The organism is Bradyrhizobium sp. B025, from assembly GCF_042257955.1.
Classification (GTDB): domain Bacteria; phylum Pseudomonadota; class Alphaproteobacteria; order Rhizobiales; family Xanthobacteraceae; genus Bradyrhizobium; species Bradyrhizobium diazoefficiens.
This window is the reverse complement of sequence record NZ_CP170150.1, coordinates 2,100,642-2,121,726: the sequence shown is the minus strand read 5'-3', so window position 1 is coordinate 2,121,726 and position 21,085 is coordinate 2,100,642. Positions and strand designations below refer to the sequence as shown.

Below are 21,085 nucleotides of genomic sequence, written 5' to 3'. Positions count from 1 at the left end.
GTGTCCTGGACGCAACCGCATATGCCAGACGGCCGTCAGGGCGGCGGGTCTCAGGCTTGCACCGAAGATACCAGGGATATAGGCGCACAAACCCCGGAAGGAAGACGGCCGGACGCCGTCAGGGCAGCACCTCTCTCCGCTCGCCGAGCCGCAGGTCGAGCTCGGCGCGCTTATCCGCGAGCAGGCCGGCCTGGGCGGCCTCGATCACGGTAAACAGCTCGTGGGCGTCGCTGAGTCGGGTCACGGTGACGTAACTGGCACCGGCCTCGTAGAGCTCGCCGACATCCGACAAAAGATCGGCCGTAGCCACGATCATGGCGGTCGGGTTGAGGGTGCGGACGTGGCGGACCAGCTTCTCGTTGCTGGCGCCCTTGAGAAGCGCATCCGGCACGCTGAGGATGATCATCTCGGACTTGCCGACGCCGGCATGGAGCAGCGTGTCCGCGCTGCTGATGTCGCCATAGATCACGTGCAGGCCGCGTGAAAGCAGGGTCTGGTACACATTGGGGTTGAAATCGACCACCGTGATCTGCTCGAGCAACACCGGCGCCTGCCGTTCGATCTCGGCCAGCAGCGCGCTCGCCGCGCGGAAAAAGCCCAGGATGACGATGCGGCGAGCCTCGCCATGGCCGCCCTCGTGGCCCTCCTCGGCATGGCCATTGCCGTGATCGAGATCGCGCAGGCCGATCCGCTTCAACGGGCCGATCGCCCAGCGGGCGATCTCGTCGCTGCGCGTCATCACGAAGGTCGAGAGCACGGCCAGCACCACGAAGGCGAAGGAGGCCGCGTTCGCCGTCTCGGCTGCGATGTGGTTGTCGGTGACACCGGTCTGGATCACGACCAGCGAGAACTCGGAGATCTGCGCGAGGTTCAGGGCCGGCAACAGGCTGGCACGCAGCCCCTGCTTCATCAGGTAGAGCGGCGTGAAGGTCGTGACGAGCCGGCTCACCACCGTGAACGCCGCGATCATCAAGGCAAGCCCGATCACGGAGAGGCCGGGCACGGGAATGGTCATGCCGAGCGCGACGAAGAACAGCGTGATGAAGAAGTCGCGCAGCGTGGTGACCTTGGCGGTGACGTCGAGCGCATAGGGAAAGGTCGAAAGCGAGACGCCGGCGATCAGGGCGCCCATCTCGCGCGACAGCGACAGCCGCTCCGCGGTCTCGGCCACGAGGAAGCACCAGGCGAGCGCGCCGAGCAGGATCAGTTCGGGCCGGCGGGCGATCTGGTGGAACAGGCGCGGCAGCACATAGCGGCTGACCAGCAGCGCGGCGGCGACCAGCACCGCGACGCGGCCGATCGAGAGCAGGATGACGCTCACTTGCAGATTGGCAAGACTCGGCTGCACCGCCAGGAACAGGATGGCGAAGATGTCCTGGAGCACCAGCACGCCGAGCGTGATGCGGCCGGGCAGCGTGTCGAGCTCGCGCTTCTCGTAGAGCACCTTGACGATGATGACGGTGCTCGACAGCGCGCAGGCGATACAGAGATAGACCGCATCGAAATGCCCGCCGCCGAGCGACAGGCCGATGCCGGCGAAAAACAGGACCCCGAGCAGGCAGCCGCCGAGCAGCTGGCCGCCCGCCGCGAACAGGATCACCTTTCCCGCCCGCACGATCTTCTTCAGGTCGATCTCCAGCCCGATCATGAACAGCATGAAGATCAGGCCGAGCTCGGAGATGACGCTGATCGATTCCTGCGATTTGACCCAGCCGGCGCCGAATGGACCTATGCAGAAGCCGGCGATAAGGTAGGCCAGGATCAGAGGTTGCCGGGAGAAATGGGCGAGCAGGCCCAGCATCCAGGCAAACAGGATACAGAGAGTGATGTCGCGAATAAGCTCATGCATGCGAAATTGGTCCGTTTTGCCGCACCCTAGAGACAGGTTGCGCCGCGGCAAGCGAGCAATTCGTCACATGCGGATCGTGCTCTGGCTGATAGCCGTGCTAGCTCCGTTCGCGTTCGCCTTGCCGGCCGCGGCGCAATCCAAGGTCAATATCGAACAAAACTTTGCCGATTCGCTCACTGTGCTGCCGAAGGAGCAACTCGCCGTCGCCGGCGGGTTCTATGTGCCGGCCTATTCCAGCGTCGCGATGAGCCAGGGCAAGCTGCGCGTCGACTTCTCGGTGACCTTGAGCGTTCACAACGCCTCCGAGAGCCAGCCGCTGGTGGTCAACCGCATCGCCTATTTCGACACCGCAGGCAAACAGGTCGAGAGCTATCTGAAAGCGCCGGTGGCCTTGAAGCCCCTCGCCACCGTCTCGATCTTCATTCCGACCGATGACGTGCGCGGCGGGACCGGGGCCAATTTCATTGTCGACTGGGCCGCAACGGGCGACATCGCCGAGCCGGTGGTCGAGGCCTTGATGGTTGGCGGCGTCGCCAATGCGCATTACGCTTTCATCAGCCAGGGCCGTCCGACCCGGACTGCCACAAAGAAGTAGAAGCCGTCCGACCCGGACGGCCAACAAGACGTAAGGCAGGCCGGCGCAAAGCCGGCCGCTCAACAAGAACAACACGAGGAACGCTCCCATGACGTCCAGCTTCGATTTCGCGCCCCTGTTTCCCGCAGGGCTGCCGGCCCCTTCCGCGCGCTGGACGGGCCTTGCCAAATACAGCTTTGTCGGCGGCAACAATGATTCCGAGCAGGTGCCGCTGGATGAGCTGATCGAGGCGGCCAACCTCGCCCTGCAACGCGAGGGCCGATCGCTCGCCACTTACGGTCTGGCGCACGGGCCGCAAGGCTACCTGCCGCTGCGCGAATTCCTCGTAACAAAACTGAAGCGCGATGCCGGCATCAACTGCACGGTCGACGATCTCCTGATCGTCTCGGGCTCGCTCCAGGCGCTCGACCTCGTCAACAATACGCTGCTCGCCCGCGGCGATACCGTGATCTTCGAGCAGGACAGCTATCAGGGCTCGCTGAACCGTCTGGCACGGCTCGGCGTCAACGTAGCAGGCATTCCGCTCGATGCGGACGGCATGCGCATGGACGTGCTGGCCACGACGCTGGCCGATCTGAAGAGCCGGGGCATCCGGCCAAAATACATCTACACCATCCCGACGGTGCAGAACCCGACCGGCAGCATCATGCCGGAGAGCCGCCGCGCCGAGCTGGTGCGGCTCGCGGCCGAGTATGGCGTGCCGATCTTCGAGGATGACTGCTATGCCGATCTCGTCTGGTCGGGACAGCGGCCGCCGGCGATTTATGCGATGAGCCCGAACGGCGGCGTGATCCACATCGGTTCGTTCTCGAAATCGATCGCGCCGGCGCTGCGCGTCGGCTTCATCGTCGCGCCCTGGGATGTGATGTCGCGGATGCTGTCGCTGAAGACGGATGCCGGCTCCGGTGCGCTGGAGCAGATGGTGCTGGCGGCCTATTGCAAGCCGCATTTCGCAAGCCACGTGCCGGCCCTGACGAAGACGCTGCGCACCAAGCTCGATACGCTGATGGAAGCCCTCAATGAGCAGTTCGGAACGGCGGCGGAGTTCGAGGAGCCCAAGGGCGGCATCTTCCTGTGGGTGAAGCTGCCCGACCAGGTCGATACGCTGAAGCTCTATCAGGCCGCGCTTGCCGCCGGTGTCTCGATCAATCCGGGGCCGGAATGGTCCACCAGCAAGAGCCATTCCAGCTCACGCCTGCGGCTGTGCTTTGCCAGCCCGACGCATCAGCAGATCCGCGAGGGCGTCGCTGTGCTGGCCGAGGTCTGCCGCAAGGAGTTCGGCGTGCCGGCCCGCAGCGCCAATGTGGAGAAGCGGGCTTAACGCCTCGTCAAGCCGCCTGGGGCTGGCTGCCGTGGATCGCGGAGGCCAGCCGCAGCAACAGGACGATCGAGACGTTGCCCTTGCCGGCCTCGATCTGGGCGATATAGCGCTCGGAAATCCCGGAGCGGCGGGCCAGCTCCCGGCGCGAGAGGTCGCAGCGCGTGCGCGAGGACTTCAAGCGGTCGCCCAGCTCGGCCAGAAACGCGGTCTCCGAATAAGGCGGCACGGCACAGCTCCCCGGCAGCACTTCGCCCGCAAAATCCATGACTTGATTCAGCATTGGTCTATCCACGTTCGCCTTCGGGAGCAGCCATCCTACCCCCGATACGGCCGGCCTCATTGACGCGGATCAAATTCGCGAGCGATCGGCGGCTGGCGTGGACGACCGCGGGCGGGATGCTACACTTTGGAATTCTTCGAGGTGGGGCCTTTCAGGACATGACGCGTTGGTTGAGCCGCTGGACCACGGCGGCGGTGGTGTGGGTCGCGTTCACGTCCACGGCCGGTGCCGAGACGCTTGCGGCGACGGTCGAACAATGGGGCCTGCTCGGCTCATGGGCGGTCGATTGCGCGGCCCGGCCCGACCGCGACAGGGGGGCGCTCCTGACTTACGAGATCCAGAAGGACGGCCGGGTGATGTACCGGCGCAATTTCGGCGAGGCCAAGGACGAGAACGAAGTCGTGTCCGCCACGGTCAACGCCGAGGGCCTGCTCAATGTGATGGTGTACTTTCCATCGCTGCATCAGACCCGCGAGTTCGGGCTGCTGCTGGCCAAGGACGGCAGCCTGCGCGCGATCTACAATCGCAGCGAGCGCGGCGCATATACGATCAGGGACGGCAAATACGTCGCCACGGGCGCGCCGACCCCTGCGCAGCAACGCTGCGATTGAGCATCTGAACATCCGTTCAGAATTCTCTGCCAGTTCCTCCGGAACGTTCGCGCGAATGCGCGGTTCTCATGTGCATTGAGTTGGAGGAGGACATCATGAAGAAGCTTGGTTATGTGGTTGCTGCTCTCGGCGCGCTCGCGATCATTGCACCGACGATGGCGAGTGCCGAAACGGTGGTGATCAGGGACGGCCACCATGGCTACGGTTACGGTGCCCGCGCCGAAATGCGCGAGCATCGTGATCATGGCTGGCATCGCGGCTGGCACCATCGCGATCGTGTCGTCGTGGTCAAGCGCAGCCATCACCACTGGGACTAACGCGCAACGCAACATCGAAATGGCCCCTCGCGGGGCCATTTCTTTGCGTTCGCGACGTGCTTATGGTCAGTCCCACGCCGGCGCAAAGCCGGGATTGACGCAACGCCTGTCCTTCGGTAGCGCTGCGATCTTGTTGCGGTCGGCATCGTCGAGCGTGATCTTCAGCGCATCGAGATTGGCCTGCTGGCTCTCGCGGCGCGAGGCCTTCGGGATCGCCGCAACGCCGCCCTGGTCGAGCAGCCATTTCAGCGCAACCTGTGCAGCGGTCGCGTTGTGCCTGGCGCCGATCTCCGCCAGCACCGGATCGGAGGCAACGCGTCCCTGCGCCAGCGGGCAATAGGCGACCAGCGGGATCGACCTGGCATTGAGATAGGCCAGCACCTTCGATTGATCGAGCATCGCGTGATATTCGATCTGGTTGCAGGCGATCGGCGCCCTGATGTCCTCGACCGCGATCTTGAGCAGCGCCGTGGTGAAATTGGCAACGCCAATCGCCCGCGTGCGTCCCTCCTCCTTCAGCTTCATCAAGGTCTCGAACACCGCGCCCCAGTTCGCAGACTTGGACGGCCAGTGCACGAGATAGAGATCGACGTGGTCGAGCCGGAGCTTCTTCAGGCTGGCGTCGAAGGCCCGCCGGATCGCATCCGGCGCCAAATTCTCGTGCCAGACCTTCGTGGTGACGTGCAACTCACCACGCGGCAGCCGGGCCGCGGCGAGCGCGGCGCCGATGGGTTCCTCGTTGGCGTACATTTCGGCCGTGTCGATGTGGCGGTAGCCGACCGACAGCGCGCTCTCGACCGCGGCGCGGCAGGCATCGCCCTGCATGCGAAAGGTGCCGAGGCCGAGCTTGGGCATGCTGATGCCCTGTGTGTTCAGATTGTCCATAAAACAGGCTCCTGACGTATTTCAGCCCGCGAGATGCCCGCGGTGAGGCCGCGGGGACAGACGCTTCGTTGATGGAAACGAGGTGGCGGGAGCGGTCAGTGTAGCGCGGGAGACGCGGAGCGGCCAATCAAGATCGGGTTAGCGTCGGCGCACTGAGTGCCTCCCCAACGTCGTGACCGGGCTTGACCCAGCCATCCACGACTTGCCCCTTGGCACGCAGAACGTGGATGCCCGGAACATCTAGCGCGAAGACGCGCTTCGCGCTCCTGCCCGGGCATGACGAACCGGCCTCACGAATGCTGCGCGACCACGGTCGGGCGCGCCTGCGACTGCGGCACGATGTCGACCGACCAGAGGTCGCGGTTGTCGACGTCCTTCAGCGTCACGGTCATCACGCCGCTCGCGCCATCGATGTCGACGCGGCCGAAGAACTGCAATCCGAAGCAGGGCGCGAGGTTCTCGCCCTGCGCTTCGCTGCATCCGTTCTGGTACATCGCGACCGGACCAAAAGTGTCGTCGAGCTCGCCCGGGCCCCAGGTGCCGGCATGCAGCGGGCCGGAGACGAACTCCCAGAACGGTTCGAAGTCCTGGAATTGCGCCCTGTTGGGATCGTAGTAGTGCGCGGCGGTGTAGTGCATGTCGGCGGTGAGCCAGACGACGTTGCGCACGCCGGCGCGCCTGATGGAGCCGAGCAGATCGGCGATCTCGTGCTCGCGTCTATCAGGCGGCCCATTGCCGAGCGCGACCGCATCGAGACTGATCAGGCCGATCGGCAGGTCGGCGGCGATCACCTTCCAGGTCGCGCGCGAGGCGGCCAGCTCCCGCTTCAGCCAGGCCAACTGCTCGGCGCCGAGGATCCAGCCGCGATGATCGCTGCCCTTGTTCCAGGTGTCACCCCGAAAACTGCGCATGTCGATCATGAAGACGTCGAGCAGCGGACCGTAAGCGATCTTGCGATAGACCCGCCCCTGCCGTGCGCCGATGTCGCGGATCGGCATGAAGTCGAAGAAGGCGCGGCGGGCGCGCGCGACCAGGCGCGGCGTGCCGTCGTCCTCATAACCGGCCTCGTCATAGCTGCCGGACGGTGACCAGTCGTTGGTGACCTCGTGATCGTCCCACTGCGCAAACATCGGCACATTCGCGTGGAAATCGCGAAAATGCTCGTCGAGATGGTTGTATTTGTAGTTGCCGCGAAACTGCGCCAGCGTGTGCGCGACCTCCGATTTTTCCTCCGTGACGATGTTGCGCCAGGTCTCGCCGCTCGGCAGCTTCTGTTCGGATGGAATCGTGCAGTCGGCGTAGATATGGTCACCGGAGTGAATGAAGAAGTCAGGGCGGTTGTCGAGCATGGTGCGATAGCTGCGATAGCCGCCGCGCGAGAGGTCGATCCCCCAGCCCTGCCCCGCGGTGTCGCCGGACCACAGGAACGAGATCGATTGCCCTGCGGCCGGCGCAGTGCGGAAATGGCCGACGCGGCTTTCGCCGGCGATGCCGGTCGCGATGTCATCGAAGCGGACGCGATAGAAGATGTCCTGCCCTGGCGGCAGATCGCTCAGCAGCAGCTTCGAGGTGAAGTCGGCGTCCGGCCGCGCGTCGCCGGAGGCCGCGGCAACAATGGTCTTGAAACTCTCGACGGTCGAGCATTCCACCTGCATGCGCGCGGCCCGATCGGCGCGCGCCCAGATCACGGCGGAGCCGTCCGAGACGTCGCCGGACTGGATGCCGCCGGCGATCTGCGGTCGGTCGGCGGCACGGCTGATGGATGGCTTTGCGAGCGCGGCCAAGGCGAGGCCGGAGGTGGAGCGGACCAGGAATTGCCGCCGGGTCCATGCGCGCGGGGCGCGGAGCGTTGCCATTCAGGAGACCTTCGTCGAATCGCGACGGAAGGTGCCTGCGCTCCTTGACTCCTACCCTTACGGTTTCTTGACTCCGCGCCTACGGTTTTGCGACGCGGGGATGACGTGTGAGATGCAGCCCCGAGCGCGGTGCGCTCCCTCGCCCCGTTCTTACGGGGTCGGGACGAGCTTTGCTCGCCCTGAGAGGGTTGGGGTGAGGGGCCTCTCTCCACAGGTGAGATCATCGATGGACCTGTACCCCCTCACCCGGATTGCTTCGCAATCCGACCTCTCCCCGCAAGCGGGGCGAGGTGAAGAAGGCGTGTCCGCGGCTAGCGCTGCCAGTTGCAGATGCCGCCGGAGCGGCACGGCCAGGTCTGGATACGGGTATCTCTCGCCTGCGCATCCAACGGATTGCCGTGGCGATGCGCGAGTTTGGTCCGGGCCGCACCACGCGGCTGCGCGGCCTTGACGTGCGCGGCCTTCGGTTCGGCCACGTGCACGCGTTCGGCCGCGACCTTCTTCGGCACGTCAACCGGCTCGGCACGGGCTTGCGCCTCGTTGCCGCCGCGGGCCTCTAACGCGACCGGTGCGAACCGCGTCTCCGGCCCGAGCCGCTTCGGCGACAACACCGCCTTGGACAGATCGAGACCGAAATATTCATCGGGCTTGTAGTCATCAGCGCGCGATGCGCCGCCCCATGCGAGCACGAGGGCAACGGCAACAGCAAAATGAGCGCTCTTCAGGACCACGGACGCCTCCTGAAATTGATTTATTAAAGGGGTAATTTACCCCTATTTAGGAAGCCTCGCGCGCAATTCCAGCGGTCAAGTCCCACCGTGGTTAAGAAGTTCGGCGGTGTTCAGGCGACCTTTCGTGTCGCACCCGTCCCGTCCAGGAACCCCATCAGGCGGCCGCGGATGATGGTTTCCGCCTCACTCATGATGCGATCGACGAGTTCCTTGCAGGAGGGGATGTCGTGGATGAGGCCTGCGACCATGCCGCAGCTCCAGGCGCCCGCATCCATCTGCCCGTCCAGCATGATCCTGGGATAGACGCCCGCGACCTGGTCGTGGATGTCGTCGATGGTGAGCTTGTCGCCCTTCTCGCGCTCGATCTCGAGCAGACGATCGACATTGGCGTTCTTCAGGACGCGTTCGGTGTTGCGCAAGCTCCGCATGATCAGACGGGTGTCGAGCTCGGTGGCGGCGACCAGCGCGTTCTTCACGTTCTGATGCGCCGGCGCTTCCTTGGTCGCGATGAAGCGCGTGCCCATGTTCATGCCGGCCGCGCCCAGCGACAGCGCCGCGACGAGGCTGCGCCCGTCAGCCATGCCGCCGGAGGCCACGAACGGGATCTTCAATTCCTCTGCCGCGCGCGGCAGCAGGATCATGTTCGGAATGTCGTCCTCGCCGGGATGGCCGCCGCACTCAAAGCCGTCGACGCTGACGGCGTCGCAGCCGATGCGCTCGGCCTTCAGGGAATGGCGAACTGACGTGCATTTATGGATCACCTTGATGCCGGCCGCCTTAAGTGCCGGCATATACTGTTCCGGGCTGCGACCCGCAGTCTCCACCGCCTTGACGCCGCCTTCGACAATGGCCGCGATGTATTCCGGATAAGGCGGTGCCGAGAAGGCCGGCAGAAACGTGAGGTTCACGCCGAACGGCTTGTCGGTCATGTCGCGGCAGCGCGCGATCTCTTTCGCCAGCAGCTCCGGTGTCTTCTGCGTGAGGCCGGTGATGATGCCGAGCCCGCCGGCATTCGAGACGGCGGCAGCCAGCTCGGCAAAGCCGACGAAATGCATGCCGCCCTGGATGATGGGGTGCTCGATGCCGAACAGTTCGGTGATCGCGGTCTTCACGTAGGCTTCCTCCCGGATTTCGGTTTTCTTGGGATCAGTCTAGCCGCAGTCTCGTGCCGCGGTCACCATTTCTCTCCGAAGGGCCGGATCTCCATCTCGAATGTCCAAGCGCTCTTCGGCTGCTGGTAGAGCTGCCAATAGGAATCGGCCACGGCCGACGGCGGCATCAGCAGGTCGGGATTGTCGAGCGCGTTCGGGCCGAGCGCTTCGAGCCGGCGCTGCCGCACCCACTCGGTGTCAACACCGGAATCGATGATGAGATGGGCGACGTGGATGTTCTTCGGCCCAAGCTCGCGCGCCATCGCCTGCGCCACCGCACGCAGACCAAACTTTGCGCTGGCGAACGCGGCAAAGCCGCTGCCGCCACGCAAGGAGGCCGTTGCGCCAGTGAAGAAGATTTTGCCGCCGCCGCGCGGAAGCATCAGCCGCGCAGCTTCCCGGCCTGCCAGGAAGCCGGAATAGCAGGCCATCTCCCAGACTTTACGGAACACGCGCTCGGTGGTGTCGAGTATCGGGAAATTGACGTTGGCGCCGACGTTGAAGATGCAAACTTCCAGCGGCGCGTGCTTGTCGGCGTCATCGAGGAAGGAGATGACCTCTTCCTCCTTGCGCGCATCGAGCGAGCGCGCGTGGATTTCGCCACCGGCGTCCTCGATGTCCTTCACCAGCGGCGCGAGCTTGTCGCCGTTGCGGCGGCCGGCGAAGATCGAAAAACCTTCGGCGGCGAATTTCTTCGCGATTTCGGAGCCGATGAAATCGCCGGCCCCGATCACGGCAGCTGTCGCGTTTCGCTTGGACAAGGTCGCCTCCTCCGGTGCGGATATGTTTGGAGCAAAGGCTATAGTTCTAAAATAGAACTGTCAAATTGCGAGGCAGAATGCTAGTCTCATGTGCAAATTGCACTGATCATTCAAGTCAGTTCCTTTTTCTGACTTACTACGCCTGCGTCGGAGACCGTATCATGAAGTGGGACACGCTGGACGAAGAGTCCTGCTCGCTCTCCCGCACCGTCGCCGTGGTCGGCGACCGCTGGACGCTTCTGATCCTGCGCGAATGCTTTTTGCGCGTGCGACGGTTCGAGGGATTCCAGTCCTCGCTCCAGATCACACGGCATCTTCTGTCGGAGCGGCTGAAGAAGCTGGTCCGTTTCGGCATCCTGCGCCGCGTCCCCTATTCCGAGGCGCCCAAGCGCTACGAATACATCCTGACGCAGAAGGGCCTCGACCTCTACCCGATCATCATGGCGATGGTGCATTGGGGCGACACCCACATGGGCGACGAGCGCGGTCGCCCGATGCTGCATGAGCACAAGACTTGCGGCAAGCTGTTCGACCCGGTGATGGTGTGCTCGGAATGCGGCAAGGTGCTGCATGCGAAGCAGGTGCATGTGCATGCGGGGCCCGGGCGGAGGGAAACGGTGGGTTGAGCGGCGCTGGCGCGCGCAGCACTGCCGCCGTGAGATCATCGGCACGGTTGACGATCGCGGGCGAAAGCGCGGTGCCGATGCCGCGCTCTTCATTCGTGATACTTTCAGCCTCGGCGCACCTGGGTCAGTGCGTCTTGGTGGTTTGCCATTTTTCCAGATCGGGCTTCGCCTCGCCCGATCGCTGCTCCTTCTCCGGATTTCCCTTCCAGGGCTTGTCCGTCTGGGCGTGCGATCCCCAATCGTTCTGATGACGGGGATCGTCGGTGGGCTTTTCCTTGCTCATCGGATCTCCTCTGGTGCGGGGCCTACGCGAAGGGAACGCCATAGTAGGAGTTGATGCCGCGCACCGCAGCATCGTCACCCCAGTTCCAATCGCTTTGATCACCATATTTCGGCGCGCCTTGCAGCTCCTTGGCTGTAATCCCGGTCACGTAGCCACCGAGATCGGTGTCGTACTTCAGGGACTGCCACGGCAAGGGATAGTGGTCATTGCCGACGCCCAAAAATCCACCGAAGCCGAGCACCGCGTAGGACACCTTGCCGCTGATCTTGTCGATCATCACCCGCTCGATTGAACCAATCTTGTTGCGATCCGCGCCATAGACCGACGTTCCCTCGACCCTGTCGCTGCCGATCAACCGGCCCATTTCGCTGCGGTCCAGTTCGCGTTGATTCAACATCTCATTTCTCCACTCAGCCAGTGCGTGGACCAACCGGTTCCGATTGTGATCGTTCCAAATTGGGTTCGGTTCGGCGACTCATCAGGAACATCGCCGGAAACGAGCGGTTCTCTGAGTCTTTAAAGGAAATGAACCATGAGCGACTTTCGCGACATCCAGCACGGCGTCAACGATCCCGTCGATGGGCTCGACGTGAAGCGGCACATCAACTCCACCCAGACACCGCATGAGCGTGCGCAGCACCATGCCGACGTACGGTCAGCGCCGTCGGCCTCGCCGGAAGAACCGTTCCTGCCGGAGCGATTGCGGCGCAAGCCGACCGACCCCATCAATCCGCGTACCGGCCGCAATCCGGCCGACTAGCCGGGCTGCTGCGGCAATGGACGCTGGCGAAACCGATCCACAAGCGCAGGATGCGGGCACGGCAATGACCGAACAGGTCCTGCGCTTCATTGCTGGGTGGGCACCATCGGCGCATTCGTCGCTGCCGTCGCAACCTGGGCCGCGGTCTCCGTGTCGATCTGGTGGCTGAGGCGAAAGCTTCACATCGCTTCCCGACGCTCAACGTCCTGATGCCGGCCGCGGTCAGCGAGGCACCAGAGCTTCCCGCGGCATCAGGAATTCAAACATCTCGGCCGCGGTCTGAAGCTGCTCGATGCGCGCGGCAACGGAATCGCGCTGAACGCCGACCGGCAAGCTCGCAAGCTCATGCTCGAGCCGTTGCCTGTGCGCGTCGAGACGTTGCGCGAATGTGTGGGGCTCAGACCGTCTTCGCATCGTCCGTCCTCGGGGGTTGCAGGCCCGGGCTGTTGGCCCAGCGCTCGACTTGCTCAATGACCTTCTGATGGCTTGGACGCACCGGCCTTTGTGCTTCGCGTTCCTCAGAAAGCTTGCGGGGTAACCTGACCTCGTCCGTCATGACGCATCTCCCTTTCCCTATGAGAATGCGCCTCCGCGCGAATCGTTTCAACTAACCTATTGATTTATTTAGACTATATTGCTCAACTGGCGCTTTTTTGGACTCCTGTGGAACTCGCGGCAAGTTGGCCGGTTTAGCAAATTACTCATCTTGCTCAATTTGCTCTTGCTCAATTTGCGTGATTGACCATGAACGACCTTCGCGCCGAGCGGCTCCAAGTCATGCTTTCCCCGGAAGAGCTGGCCGCAGTGGATGATTTCCGGTTCAAGCACCGCATGCCAACGCGTGCCGCAGCGGTACGCGAACTGCTCAAATTCGGACTCGCAGCCGCGGGCATCGAGACGAGCATCGACCCGTCAACGGGCGTCAAATCAAGCGAGTTTGGTGTATTTGGCCGGGGGCCAGACGGACACGCCCCAGGAAAATCCGAGAACGACGCCGAGGATTGATTCGATCGGCCTCGCAAGACAGAACGACCCCGGCACAGTGGGGTGCCAGGGCCGTCCTTGGAGATTGCTTCCGGCGCACCGGGGGCATGACAACCGGAAGCAATCCGTCGACTCTTCGCGCAGGGATTCGTTCCTTGCGAGAACTAGCCTGTCGGGGCGTCGCCGGAATCGTCCGGCATCACGCCGGATCCCGGCGTCTTGTTGTTGTCGTTGAGCTTGGGATCGCGCGTCGCCTCGCGCGACGGCGAGCCCTTCGATCCCGTCTTGTGCGAGCCCGTCTTGTGCGCGGTCTGCGCACGCTGCTTGTCGCGCGGTTGATCCTCCGCGCGCTGATCCCTGACGATACCGTGGTCGGAATGCGCCATGATGTCCTCTCGCTTCTCCAGATGTCCCGAAGCGCTTACGCACCGGCGCGTCGAATGTTCCGGTTCAGGCGAGAGGCCGCGGCGCTAGCTATGCGCCGCATGCACCGCAGCCGATGCGTTCTCCAGATGCACCTGCCGCACCGTCGTCACCGTCGCGAACGCCACCGAGACGCCAAAAGCGAGAATGAGTGAAAGAAGAGCAAGACGTGGAGCCATTGCAAAATCTCCTTCTGGAATCGAAAATCAACGCGATTGACTGTTCCCGAATGATCCTGGATTGGTCACTTGCATTCCGTGCGCGGCGTCACACCCAAACGAGAGCGCCTATGCATCCTGCTTTTGGGAGGCACGGGTCGTTACGGGCGGAATTTCGCCATCAAGCCAGTCCTGTTCTGTCGCGAGCGCGGTCCAGGCGTCTGCCATGCGCAAATAGCGCTTATAGGCAGGTTGCCCTTCCGCCCGCTCGGCGAGTTGCAAGCAGTTGTCGGCGTTGTCCCTGTAAATGTCAGACTGTTTCATGAATCATGACGTGGGGACGGAACTGTCGCGTCGCAACCGCCCTTACCGGATCGTAACGTTCAGGGAACCTTGCACGCCATCGGTCATTGATATCGATGCGAGTTCTTGTCGCGATCATCCTGATGTTCATCAGCACCGCAGCGCTTGCCGATAGCACCGGCGAGCGAAGGCCGGGCGAACGCGTGCCGACGGCGACCGATGTCATCAACGGCCTCTACGCGTTCAGCCGCTTCCAGCAGGGCCTGCTGGAAAGCACCGACCTGAAGGGCAACGCGGAGATGAAGAACCTCGCCGCCCTGCGCGCCGAGGAAGCGGCGAAACGCGACAAAGCGTTGAAGGACATACAAGAGGCGATCGGCGCTGAGCCGCGCGTCGGCAAGACAACGGCGAGCACAAGCCTCGCCGAGCCCGACAATTCGGACGGACCGGCCTACGTCCGAACCTTCTATGCCGCGCAGATCCCTGAATATGAATCCACCATTGGCCTGCTCGAGCACTATCTCAAAGCTCCCGACAACGCCGCACTAGCCGCCTTTGCCCACGGCCAGCTGCCGGTGCTGCGTTCGCAGATGAAGGATGCTGAGCGGACGATGGCAGACAAATAGCCCCTTTCGTCCTTCGTCCGCCGCCGCCCGTGGTGCCCGCCCCGCCGATTGGCAGGCAAGTGCCAGCAGAGGCGGCGAACCGGCCCAAAATTCTTTTGGAACCGTTTGGAACCAATCGGCTTTTTCTTCGTTGCTGTGGTCGGGCTGAGCAAAGCAGGTTCCATTTCCTCGCGCCGCAACCTTGGCGCTTGATTTCGAATTAGGCTGACGCTCTAGTTTGACTAATTGCGTCACGCCTAAGATTCGGCCGACGCTTGCGGGGGAATCAGTATGAGCGACCTCGATCCCGGATCTGCATCACGCTCCGGTCGTCGCGTCCCAAAGCCAAAAATCAACGGTACGTCGGAGCCCGATTCCCGACCGGAATTGCTCCTCGCCTTACAGGCCATGCGTAGCGGCGATTTCTCCGTGCGTATGAGCGGCGACTATCTCGGCATCGACGGCAAGATCGCCGACACTTTTAATGAAATCATCGCCGCCAACCAGCGCATGGCGCAGCAGCTCGAGCTGGTCGGCCAGGTGGTGGGACGCGAGGGCAAGACCCGGCAGCGTGTGAAGTTCGGCCTCGCCTCCGGCTCCTGGGCCGACATGGAAGGCTCCGTCAACACGCTGATCGACGATTTGTTGTGGCCGACGCGCGAGGTGACCCGCGCGGTCGCGGCGGTGGCGCAAGGCGACCTGCTCGAGACCGTCAAGCTCGACGTCGACGGCCGTCCGCTCCGCGGTGAATTCCTGCAGTCGGCGAACATCGTGAACACCATGATCAAGCAGCTCGGCGTGTTCACCTCCGAGGTGACGCGCGTGGCGCGCGAGGTCGGCACCGAAGGCAAGCTCGGCGGCCAGGCCCAGGTGCCCGAGGTGACCGGCGTCTGGAAGGATCTGACCGAGAGCGTCAACTCGATGGCGAACAACCTGACCAACCAGGTTCGCAACATCGCCGAGGTGACGATCGCGGTCGCCAACGGCGACTTGTCCAAGAAGATCACCGTCGACGTCCGCGGCGAGATCCTTCAGCTCAAGGAAGCCATCAACACGATGGTGGACCAGCTCCGCTCCTTCGCCTCCGAAGTGACGCGCGTGGCGCGCGAGGTCGGCACCGACGGCAAGCTCGGCGGCCAGGCAATCGTGCCCGGCGTCGCCGGCACCTGGAAGGATCTCACCGACTCCGTGAACGCGATGTGCGGCAACCTCACGGCTCAGGTCCGCAACATCGCCAACGTCACCACCGCCGTGGCGCGCGGCGACTTGTCCCGCAAGATCACGGTGGACGTGCGCGGCGAAATCCTGGAGCTGAAGGACACCATCAACACCATGGTGGACCAGCTCAACTCCTTCGCCTCCGAAGTGACGCGCGTCGCACGCGAGGTCGGCACGGAAGGCAAACTCGGCGGCCAGGCCCAGGTGCCCGGTGTGGCCGGCACCTGGAAGGACCTCACCGACAACGTCAATTTCATGGCGTCGAACCTGACCGCGCAGGTCCGCAACATCGCCGACGTCGCCACCGCCATCGCCGGCGGCGACCTCTCCAAGAAGATCACCGTGAACGTGTCCGGCGAGATCCTTCAGCTGAAGGAAACGCTCAACACAATGGTCGACCAGCTCAACGCCTTCGCCGGCGAAGTCACGCGCGTCGCCCGCGAGGTCGGTACCGAGGGCCGGCTCGGCGGTCAGGCCAACGTGCTCGGCGTCGCCGGCACCTGGAAGGACCTCACGGAAAGCGTCAACTCGATGGCGTCGAACCTGACCGCACAGGTCCGCAACATCGCCGAGGTGACGACGGCGGTCGCCGGAGGCGACCTGTCGAAGAAGATCACCGTGGACGTGCGCGGCGAGATCCTCGAGCTGAAAGACACCATCAACACCATGGTGGACCAGCTCAACGCCTTCGCCGGCGAAGTCACGCGCGTCGCCCGCGAGGTCGGCACCGAAGGCAAGCTCGGCGGCCAGGCCCAGGTGCGCGGCGTCGCCGGCACCTGGAAAGATTTGACGGACAGCGTCAACTCGATGGCCTCGAACCTGACGGGGCAGGTCCGCAACATCGCCGAAGTCGCCACCGCCGTGGCCAAGGGCGACCTGTCGAAGAAGATCACCGTGAACGTGTCGGGCGAAATCCTTCAGCTGAAGGAAACGCTCAACACAATGGTCGACCAGCTCAACGCCTTCGCCGGCGAAGTGACGCGCGTCGCGCGCGAGGTCGGCACCGAAGGCAAGCTCGGCGGCCAAGCCGAGGTGCCCGGCGTCGCCGGCACCTGGAAGGACCTCACCGACAGCGTCAACTCGATGGCCGGTAACCTCACCGCGCAGGTCCGCAACATCGCCGAGGTCGCAACCGCGATCGCCGGCGGCGACCTCTCGCGCAAGATCACGGTGGACGTGCGCGGCGAGATCCTTCAGCTCAAGGACACGCTGAATACGATGGTCGACCAGCTCAACCGCTTCGCGGGCGAGGTGACGCGCGTGGCGCGCGAGGTCGGCACCGAGGGCCGGCTCGGCGGCCAGGCCAACGTGCCCGGCGTCGCCGGCACCTGGAAGGATCTCACCGACAGCGTGAACTCGATGGCGGGCAACCTCACCGCCCAGGTCCGCAACATCGCCGAGGTAACCACCGCCGTGGCGCGCGGCGACCTTTCGCGCAAGATCACCGTGGACGTGCGCGGCGAAATCCTCGAGCTGAAGAACACCATCAACACCATGGTGGACCAGCTCAACGGCTTTGCGGGCGAAGTGACGCGCGTCGCGCGCGAGGTCGGCACCGAAGGCAAGCTCGGCGGCCAGGCCGAGGTGCCCGGCGTCGCCGGCACCTGGAAGGACCTCACCGACAACGTCAACTTCATGGCCTCGAACCTGACGGCCCAGGTCCGCAACATCGCCGAGGTCGCGACCGCGATCGCCGGCGGCGACCTGTCGAAGAAGATCACGGTGGACGTGCGCGGCGAGATCCTGCTGCTCAAGGACACCCTGAACACCATGGTCGAGCAGCTCCGCTCCTTCGCCGCCGAAGTGACGCGCGTGGCGCGCGAGGTCGGCACCGAGGGCCGGCTCGGCGGTCAGGCCGTCGTGCCCGGCGTCGGCGGCACCTGGAAGGACCTCACCGACAACGTCAACCTCCTGGCTGCGAACCTCACCACGCAGGTCCGCAACATCGCCGAAGTGACCACGGCCGTGGCCCGCGGCGACCTGTCGCGCAAGATCACCGTCGACGTGAAGGGGGAAATCCTCGAGCTGAAGAACACCATCAACACCATGGTGGACCAGCTCAACGCCTTCGCCGGTGAAGTCACCCGCGTCGCGCGCGAGGTCGGCACCGAAGGCAAGCTCGGCGGTCAGGCCGCGGTGCCCGGCGTTGCCGGCACCTGGAAGGACCTCACCGACACCGTCAATCTGATGGCCGCGAACCTGACCGAGCAGGTGCGCGGCATCGTCAAGGTGGTGACCGCGGTCGCCAACGGCGACCTCAAGCAGAACCTGACGATGAAATCGCGGGGCGAGGTGGCGGCGCTCGCCGACACCATCAACAACATGACCGAGACGCTCGCGACCTTCGCCGATCAGGTGACGTCGGTGGCGCGCGAGGTCGGCGTCGAGGGCCGCCTCGGCGGCCAGGCCAACGTGCCCGGTGCGGCCGGCACCTGGAAGGACCTCACCGGCAACGTCAACCTCCTGGCGGCCAACCTCACCTCGCAGGTGCGCGCAATCGCGGAAGTGGCGACCGCCGTGACCAAGGGCGACCTGACGCGGTCGATCCAGGTCGACGCCCGCGGCGAAGTCGCGGAATTGAAAGACAACATCAACACGATGATCACGAACCTCCGTCTCACGACGGACGTGAACACCGAGCAGGACTGGCTGAAGACCAACCTCGCGAAATTCACCAACATGCTTCAGGGCCAGCGCGACCTCGCCACCGTCGGCCGGCTGCTGCTGACCGAACTGTCGCCGCTGGTGAACGCGCATACCGGCGTGATCTACCAGGTCGAGAACGAGGAGAATCCACGGCTCCTGCTGCTCGCCTCCTACGCCGGCGACGGCATCTACCCCTACCAGCGCGTACTGCCGTTCGGCGACGGCCTGATCGGCCAATGCGCGCTCGACAGGCGGCCGCGCGTGGTCGCGGATATTCCCTCCGACGTGGTGCCGATCAACTCGGCGCTGTTCCGCGTCGCCCCGAAGAACCTCGTGGTGCTGCCGGTGCTGTTCGAGGGCCAGGTCAAGGCCGTGATCGAGCTCGCCTCACTGACCTCGTTCACGACCTCGCAGATGACCTTCCTGGAGCAGCTCACCGACTCCATCGGCATCGTGCTCAACTCGATCGAGGCGACGATGCAGACCGAAGGCCTGCTCAAGCAGTCGCAGCAGCTGGCCGGCGAGCTTCAGACCCAGCAGCGCGAATTGCAGCAGACCAACGACCAGCTCGAGCAGAAGGCGCAGCAGCTCGCCGAGCGCAACGTCGAGGTCGAGCGCAAGAACCAGGAGATCGAGCAGGCCCGCCGCGCGCTCGAGGAGAAGGCGACCGAGCTCGCGCTGACCTCGAAGTACAAGTCCGAATTCCTCGCCAATATGAGCCACGAGCTGCGCACGCCGCTGAACTCGATCCTGATCCTCGGACAGCAGCTCACCGACAACCCGGACGGCAACCTCTCGGCCAAGCAGGTCGAATTCGCCCGCACCATCCACGGCGCCGGCACCGACCTGCTCAACCTCATCAGCGACATTCTCGATCTCTCCAAGATCGAGTCCGGCACGGTGACGGTGGACGCCGAGGAAATCCTGACCGCGAACCTGCTCGAAACCGTCGGGCGGCCGTTCCGGCACGAGGCGGAAAACCGCAACCTGTCATTCAAAATCGACGTCGACCCGAACCTCGCGCGCAGCATCGTCACCGACTCCAAGCGCCTACAACAGGTCCTGAAGAACCTGCTTTCCAACGCCTTCAAGTTCACCGCCGAAGGCGAAGTGCGCCTGAAGGTCGGCGGTGCGCTCGGCGGGTGGGGCACGGATCACCCGGTGCTGAACTCCGCGCCGGCCGTGATCGCGTTCGAGGTGTCGGATACCGGCATCGGCATTCCCCTGGAGAAGCAGAAGCTGATCTTCGAGGCCTTCCAGCAGGCCGACGCCGGCACCAGCCGCAAATACGGCGGCACCGGGCTTGGCCTCGCCATCAGCCGCGAGCTCGCCAGCCTGCTCGGCGGCGAAATCCATCTGCGCAGCGCACCGGGCAAGGGCTCGTCCTTCACCCTTTATCTGCCGTTGAAATATTCCGGCCCGACACTTGCGCCGCGCGCCACGCCACAGCAATACAGCCAGCCGCCGGCGCTGCAACCGACGGCGCCCGAGCAGCGCGTCATCGAGCAGCTTCCCGACGACCGCCTCAACCTCGAACCCGGCGACAGCATCCTCCTGATCGTCGAGGATGACCCGCATTACGCACGCGTGCTGGTCGATCTCGCACGCGACAAGGGCTTCAAGGTGCTGGTTGCGGCCCGCGGTGCCGAGGCGCTGGAACTTGCCAAGCAATACCAGCCGAGAGCGGTCTCGCTCGACGTGTTCCTGCCGGACATGCTCGGCTGGACCGTGCTGAGCCAGCTCAAGCACAATCCGCTGACGCGCCACATCCCCGTGCAGATCATCACGCTCGACGAGGACCGCCAGCATGCGCTGGCGCGCGGCGCCTTCTCCTTCGTCAACAAGCCGACGACGACCGAAGGGGTTTCGGCCGCGCTGACGCAGATCAAGGAATATGCGCGGCCGCGACGCAAGCGGCTCTTGATCGTCGAGGACAACGAAGCCGAACGGCTCTCGATCCGCGAGCTCCTGCATCACGACGACATCGAGATCGTGACGACCGACACCGGCGCAGGCGCACTCTCGACGCTGCGCGAGGCGCCCTGCGATTGCGTGGTGCTGGACTTGAGATTGCCGGACATGAGCGGCTTCGAGGTGCTGGACCAGATCCGTCACGACGAAGCACTTTCGAACATTCCGGTCGTGGTGTTCACCGGCCGCGAGCTCTCGGCGGAGGAAGATGCCGAGCTCCACACCATGGCGCGCAGCATCGTGGTCAAGGGCGTGGAATCGCCGGAGCGCCTGCTCGACGAGACCGCGTTGTTCCTGCATCGCGTGATCACGGAACTGCCGGTCGAGAAGCAGCGCATGCTGGAGAAGCTGAACAGTTCCGACGAGGACCTGATCGGCAAGACCGCGCTGCTCGTCGACGACGACGCCCGCAACATCTTCGCGTTGTCGAGCGTGCTGGAACGGCGCGGCATGAAGGTGCTGACGGCGACCACCGGCCGCGAGGCGGTGACGCTGGTCGAGTCCAACCCGGAAATCGCCATCGTCCTGATGGACATCATGATGCCTCAGATGGATGGATATCAGACCATCGGCGTGATCCGCGAGAACCCGGCCTTCTTGCGCCTGCCGATCATCGCGCTGACCGCCAAGGCGATGAAGGGCGACCGCGAGAAATGCCTGGAGGCCGGCGCGTCCGACTACCTCGCCAAGCCCGTCAACACCGATCAATTGCTGCTTGCGATCCGCATGTGGCTGCACCGCTGAGCTGGAT

Annotated in this window: 23 protein-coding genes; 9 read left to right on the top strand and 14 right to left on the bottom strand. The window is 64.2% G+C overall.

Annotated elements, in window-relative coordinates; all coding sequences use genetic code 11:
- Positions 1–118 precede the first annotated feature (118 nt).
- A complete protein-coding gene (locus tag ACE10W_RS09855; protein WP_060910913.1) occupies positions 119–1,849 on the bottom strand; it encodes a cation:proton antiporter in 1,731 nt (576 codons plus the stop codon).
- Between the two features lie 67 nt (positions 1,850–1,916).
- Between ACE10W_RS09855 and ACE10W_RS09850 the strand changes: the two genes are divergently transcribed.
- Positions 1,917–2,444, top strand: a complete 528-nt coding sequence (locus ACE10W_RS09850) for a DUF3124 domain-containing protein (protein ID WP_304551283.1) — start codon at positions 1,917–1,919, stop codon at positions 2,442–2,444.
- Positions 2,445–2,532: 88 nt separating this feature from the next.
- Positions 2,533–3,765, top strand: a complete 1,233-nt coding sequence (locus ACE10W_RS09845; RefSeq protein ID WP_011085398.1) for a PLP-dependent aminotransferase family protein — start codon at positions 2,533–2,535, stop codon at positions 3,763–3,765.
- Positions 3,766–3,772: 7 nt separating this feature from the next.
- On the opposite strand, the gene ACE10W_RS09840 is transcribed toward ACE10W_RS09845, so the two are convergent.
- Positions 3,773–4,045 (bottom strand): helix-turn-helix domain-containing protein, encoded by a 273-nt coding sequence (locus tag ACE10W_RS09840; RefSeq protein WP_028175357.1) that lies wholly within the window; start codon positions 4,043–4,045, stop codon positions 3,773–3,775.
- Between the two features lie 158 nt (positions 4,046–4,203).
- Here ACE10W_RS09840 and ACE10W_RS09835 point away from each other — a divergent pair, with 158 nt between their 5' ends.
- Both ACE10W_RS09835 and ACE10W_RS09830 read left to right on the top strand, forming a co-directional pair.
- Positions 4,204–4,656, top strand: coding sequence for a hypothetical protein (locus ACE10W_RS09835; protein WP_038965896.1), 453 nt, complete (start codon positions 4,204–4,206; stop codon positions 4,654–4,656).
- Positions 4,657–4,751: 95 nt separating this feature from the next.
- Entirely contained in the window at positions 4,752–4,973 is a 222-nt protein-coding gene (locus tag ACE10W_RS09830; protein ID WP_304551281.1) for a hypothetical protein, read from the top strand.
- 66 nt (positions 4,974–5,039) lie between these two features.
- Here ACE10W_RS09830 and ACE10W_RS09825 read toward each other — a convergent pair whose 3' ends face one another.
- The 5 genes from ACE10W_RS09825 to ACE10W_RS09805 form a co-directional block, all read right to left on the bottom strand.
- Positions 5,040–5,858, bottom strand: coding sequence for an aldo/keto reductase (locus tag ACE10W_RS09825; protein WP_271558171.1), 819 nt, complete (start codon positions 5,856–5,858; stop codon positions 5,040–5,042).
- A gap of 290 nt (positions 5,859–6,148) precedes the next feature.
- Positions 6,149–7,714, bottom strand: a complete 1,566-nt coding sequence (locus tag ACE10W_RS09820) for an alkaline phosphatase (RefSeq protein WP_304551280.1) — start codon at positions 7,712–7,714, stop codon at positions 6,149–6,151.
- A 311-nt stretch (positions 7,715–8,025) separates the two neighbouring features.
- Complete coding sequence (locus tag ACE10W_RS09815; RefSeq protein ID WP_028175362.1) at positions 8,026–8,445, bottom strand: hypothetical protein; 420 nt, start codon at positions 8,443–8,445, stop codon at positions 8,026–8,028.
- A gap of 110 nt (positions 8,446–8,555) precedes the next feature.
- A complete protein-coding gene (locus ACE10W_RS09810; RefSeq protein WP_304551279.1) occupies positions 8,556–9,557 on the bottom strand; it encodes a nitronate monooxygenase family protein in 1,002 nt (333 codons plus the stop codon).
- A gap of 62 nt (positions 9,558–9,619) precedes the next feature.
- The gene (locus ACE10W_RS09805; protein WP_271558166.1) at positions 9,620–10,357 is read right to left on the bottom strand and encodes an SDR family oxidoreductase; all 738 of its coding nucleotides are present in this window, start codon (positions 10,355–10,357) and stop codon (positions 9,620–9,622) included.
- Positions 10,358–10,518: 161 nt separating this feature from the next.
- On the opposite strand from ACE10W_RS09805, the gene ACE10W_RS09800 reads away from it, so the two are divergent.
- Positions 10,519–10,983, top strand: coding sequence for a helix-turn-helix domain-containing protein (locus ACE10W_RS09800; RefSeq protein WP_304551278.1), 465 nt, complete (start codon positions 10,519–10,521; stop codon positions 10,981–10,983).
- Between the two features lie 124 nt (positions 10,984–11,107).
- Here the strand turns inward: ACE10W_RS09800 and ACE10W_RS09795 are convergent, their stop codons facing one another.
- Entirely contained in the window at positions 11,108–11,266 is a 159-nt protein-coding gene (locus ACE10W_RS09795) for a hypothetical protein (RefSeq protein WP_165448145.1), read from the bottom strand.
- A 22-nt stretch (positions 11,267–11,288) separates the two neighbouring features.
- Entirely contained in the window at positions 11,289–11,663 is a 375-nt protein-coding gene (locus tag ACE10W_RS09790; RefSeq protein WP_028175365.1) for a PRC-barrel domain-containing protein, read from the bottom strand.
- A gap of 135 nt (positions 11,664–11,798) precedes the next feature.
- Here ACE10W_RS09790 and ACE10W_RS09785 point away from each other — a divergent pair, with 135 nt between their 5' ends.
- Complete coding sequence (locus ACE10W_RS09785) at positions 11,799–12,026, top strand: hypothetical protein (protein ID WP_027546226.1); 228 nt, start codon at positions 11,799–11,801, stop codon at positions 12,024–12,026.
- Between the two features lie 222 nt (positions 12,027–12,248).
- Here the strand turns inward: ACE10W_RS09785 and ACE10W_RS09780 are convergent, their stop codons facing one another.
- Together ACE10W_RS09780 and ACE10W_RS09775 are read right to left on the bottom strand one after the other, a co-directional pair.
- Positions 12,249–12,440 carry a hypothetical protein gene (locus tag ACE10W_RS09780; RefSeq protein WP_028175366.1) on the bottom strand — a complete coding sequence of 64 codons (192 nt, stop codon included), beginning with the start codon at positions 12,438–12,440 and terminating at the stop codon, positions 12,249–12,251.
- Positions 12,424–12,582, bottom strand: a complete 159-nt coding sequence (locus ACE10W_RS09775) for a hypothetical protein (RefSeq protein ID WP_165448144.1) — start codon at positions 12,580–12,582, stop codon at positions 12,424–12,426. The genes ACE10W_RS09780 and ACE10W_RS09775 overlap by 17 nt, the downstream gene beginning before the upstream one ends.
- 188 nt (positions 12,583–12,770) lie before the next feature.
- Between ACE10W_RS09775 and ACE10W_RS09770 the strand changes: the two genes are divergently transcribed.
- A complete protein-coding gene (locus ACE10W_RS09770; protein WP_028175367.1) occupies positions 12,771–13,031 on the top strand; it encodes a hypothetical protein in 261 nt (86 codons plus the stop codon).
- A 143-nt stretch (positions 13,032–13,174) separates the two neighbouring features.
- On the opposite strand, the gene ACE10W_RS09765 is transcribed toward ACE10W_RS09770, so the two are convergent.
- The 3 genes from ACE10W_RS09765 to ACE10W_RS09755 form a co-directional block, all read right to left on the bottom strand.
- Positions 13,175–13,396 carry a hypothetical protein gene (locus ACE10W_RS09765; protein ID WP_011085387.1) on the bottom strand — a complete coding sequence of 74 codons (222 nt, stop codon included), beginning with the start codon at positions 13,394–13,396 and terminating at the stop codon, positions 13,175–13,177.
- Positions 13,397–13,480: 84 nt separating this feature from the next.
- Positions 13,481–13,612, bottom strand: coding sequence for a hypothetical protein (locus ACE10W_RS09760; RefSeq protein WP_257787559.1), 132 nt, complete (start codon positions 13,610–13,612; stop codon positions 13,481–13,483).
- Between the two features lie 108 nt (positions 13,613–13,720).
- The gene (locus ACE10W_RS09755) at positions 13,721–13,915 is read right to left on the bottom strand and encodes a hypothetical protein (protein WP_028175368.1); all 195 of its coding nucleotides are present in this window, start codon (positions 13,913–13,915) and stop codon (positions 13,721–13,723) included.
- A 95-nt stretch (positions 13,916–14,010) separates the two neighbouring features.
- Here ACE10W_RS09755 and ACE10W_RS09750 point away from each other — a divergent pair, with 95 nt between their 5' ends.
- Positions 14,011–14,520: a DUF4142 domain-containing protein gene (locus ACE10W_RS09750; RefSeq protein ID WP_028175369.1), complete on the top strand. Its 510-nt coding sequence runs from the start codon at positions 14,011–14,013 to the stop codon at positions 14,518–14,520.
- Between the two features lie 270 nt (positions 14,521–14,790).
- A complete protein-coding gene (locus ACE10W_RS09745) occupies positions 14,791–21,078 on the top strand; it encodes a HAMP domain-containing protein (RefSeq protein ID WP_304551276.1) in 6,288 nt (2,095 codons plus the stop codon).
- Positions 21,079–21,085: the final 7 nt, after the last annotated feature.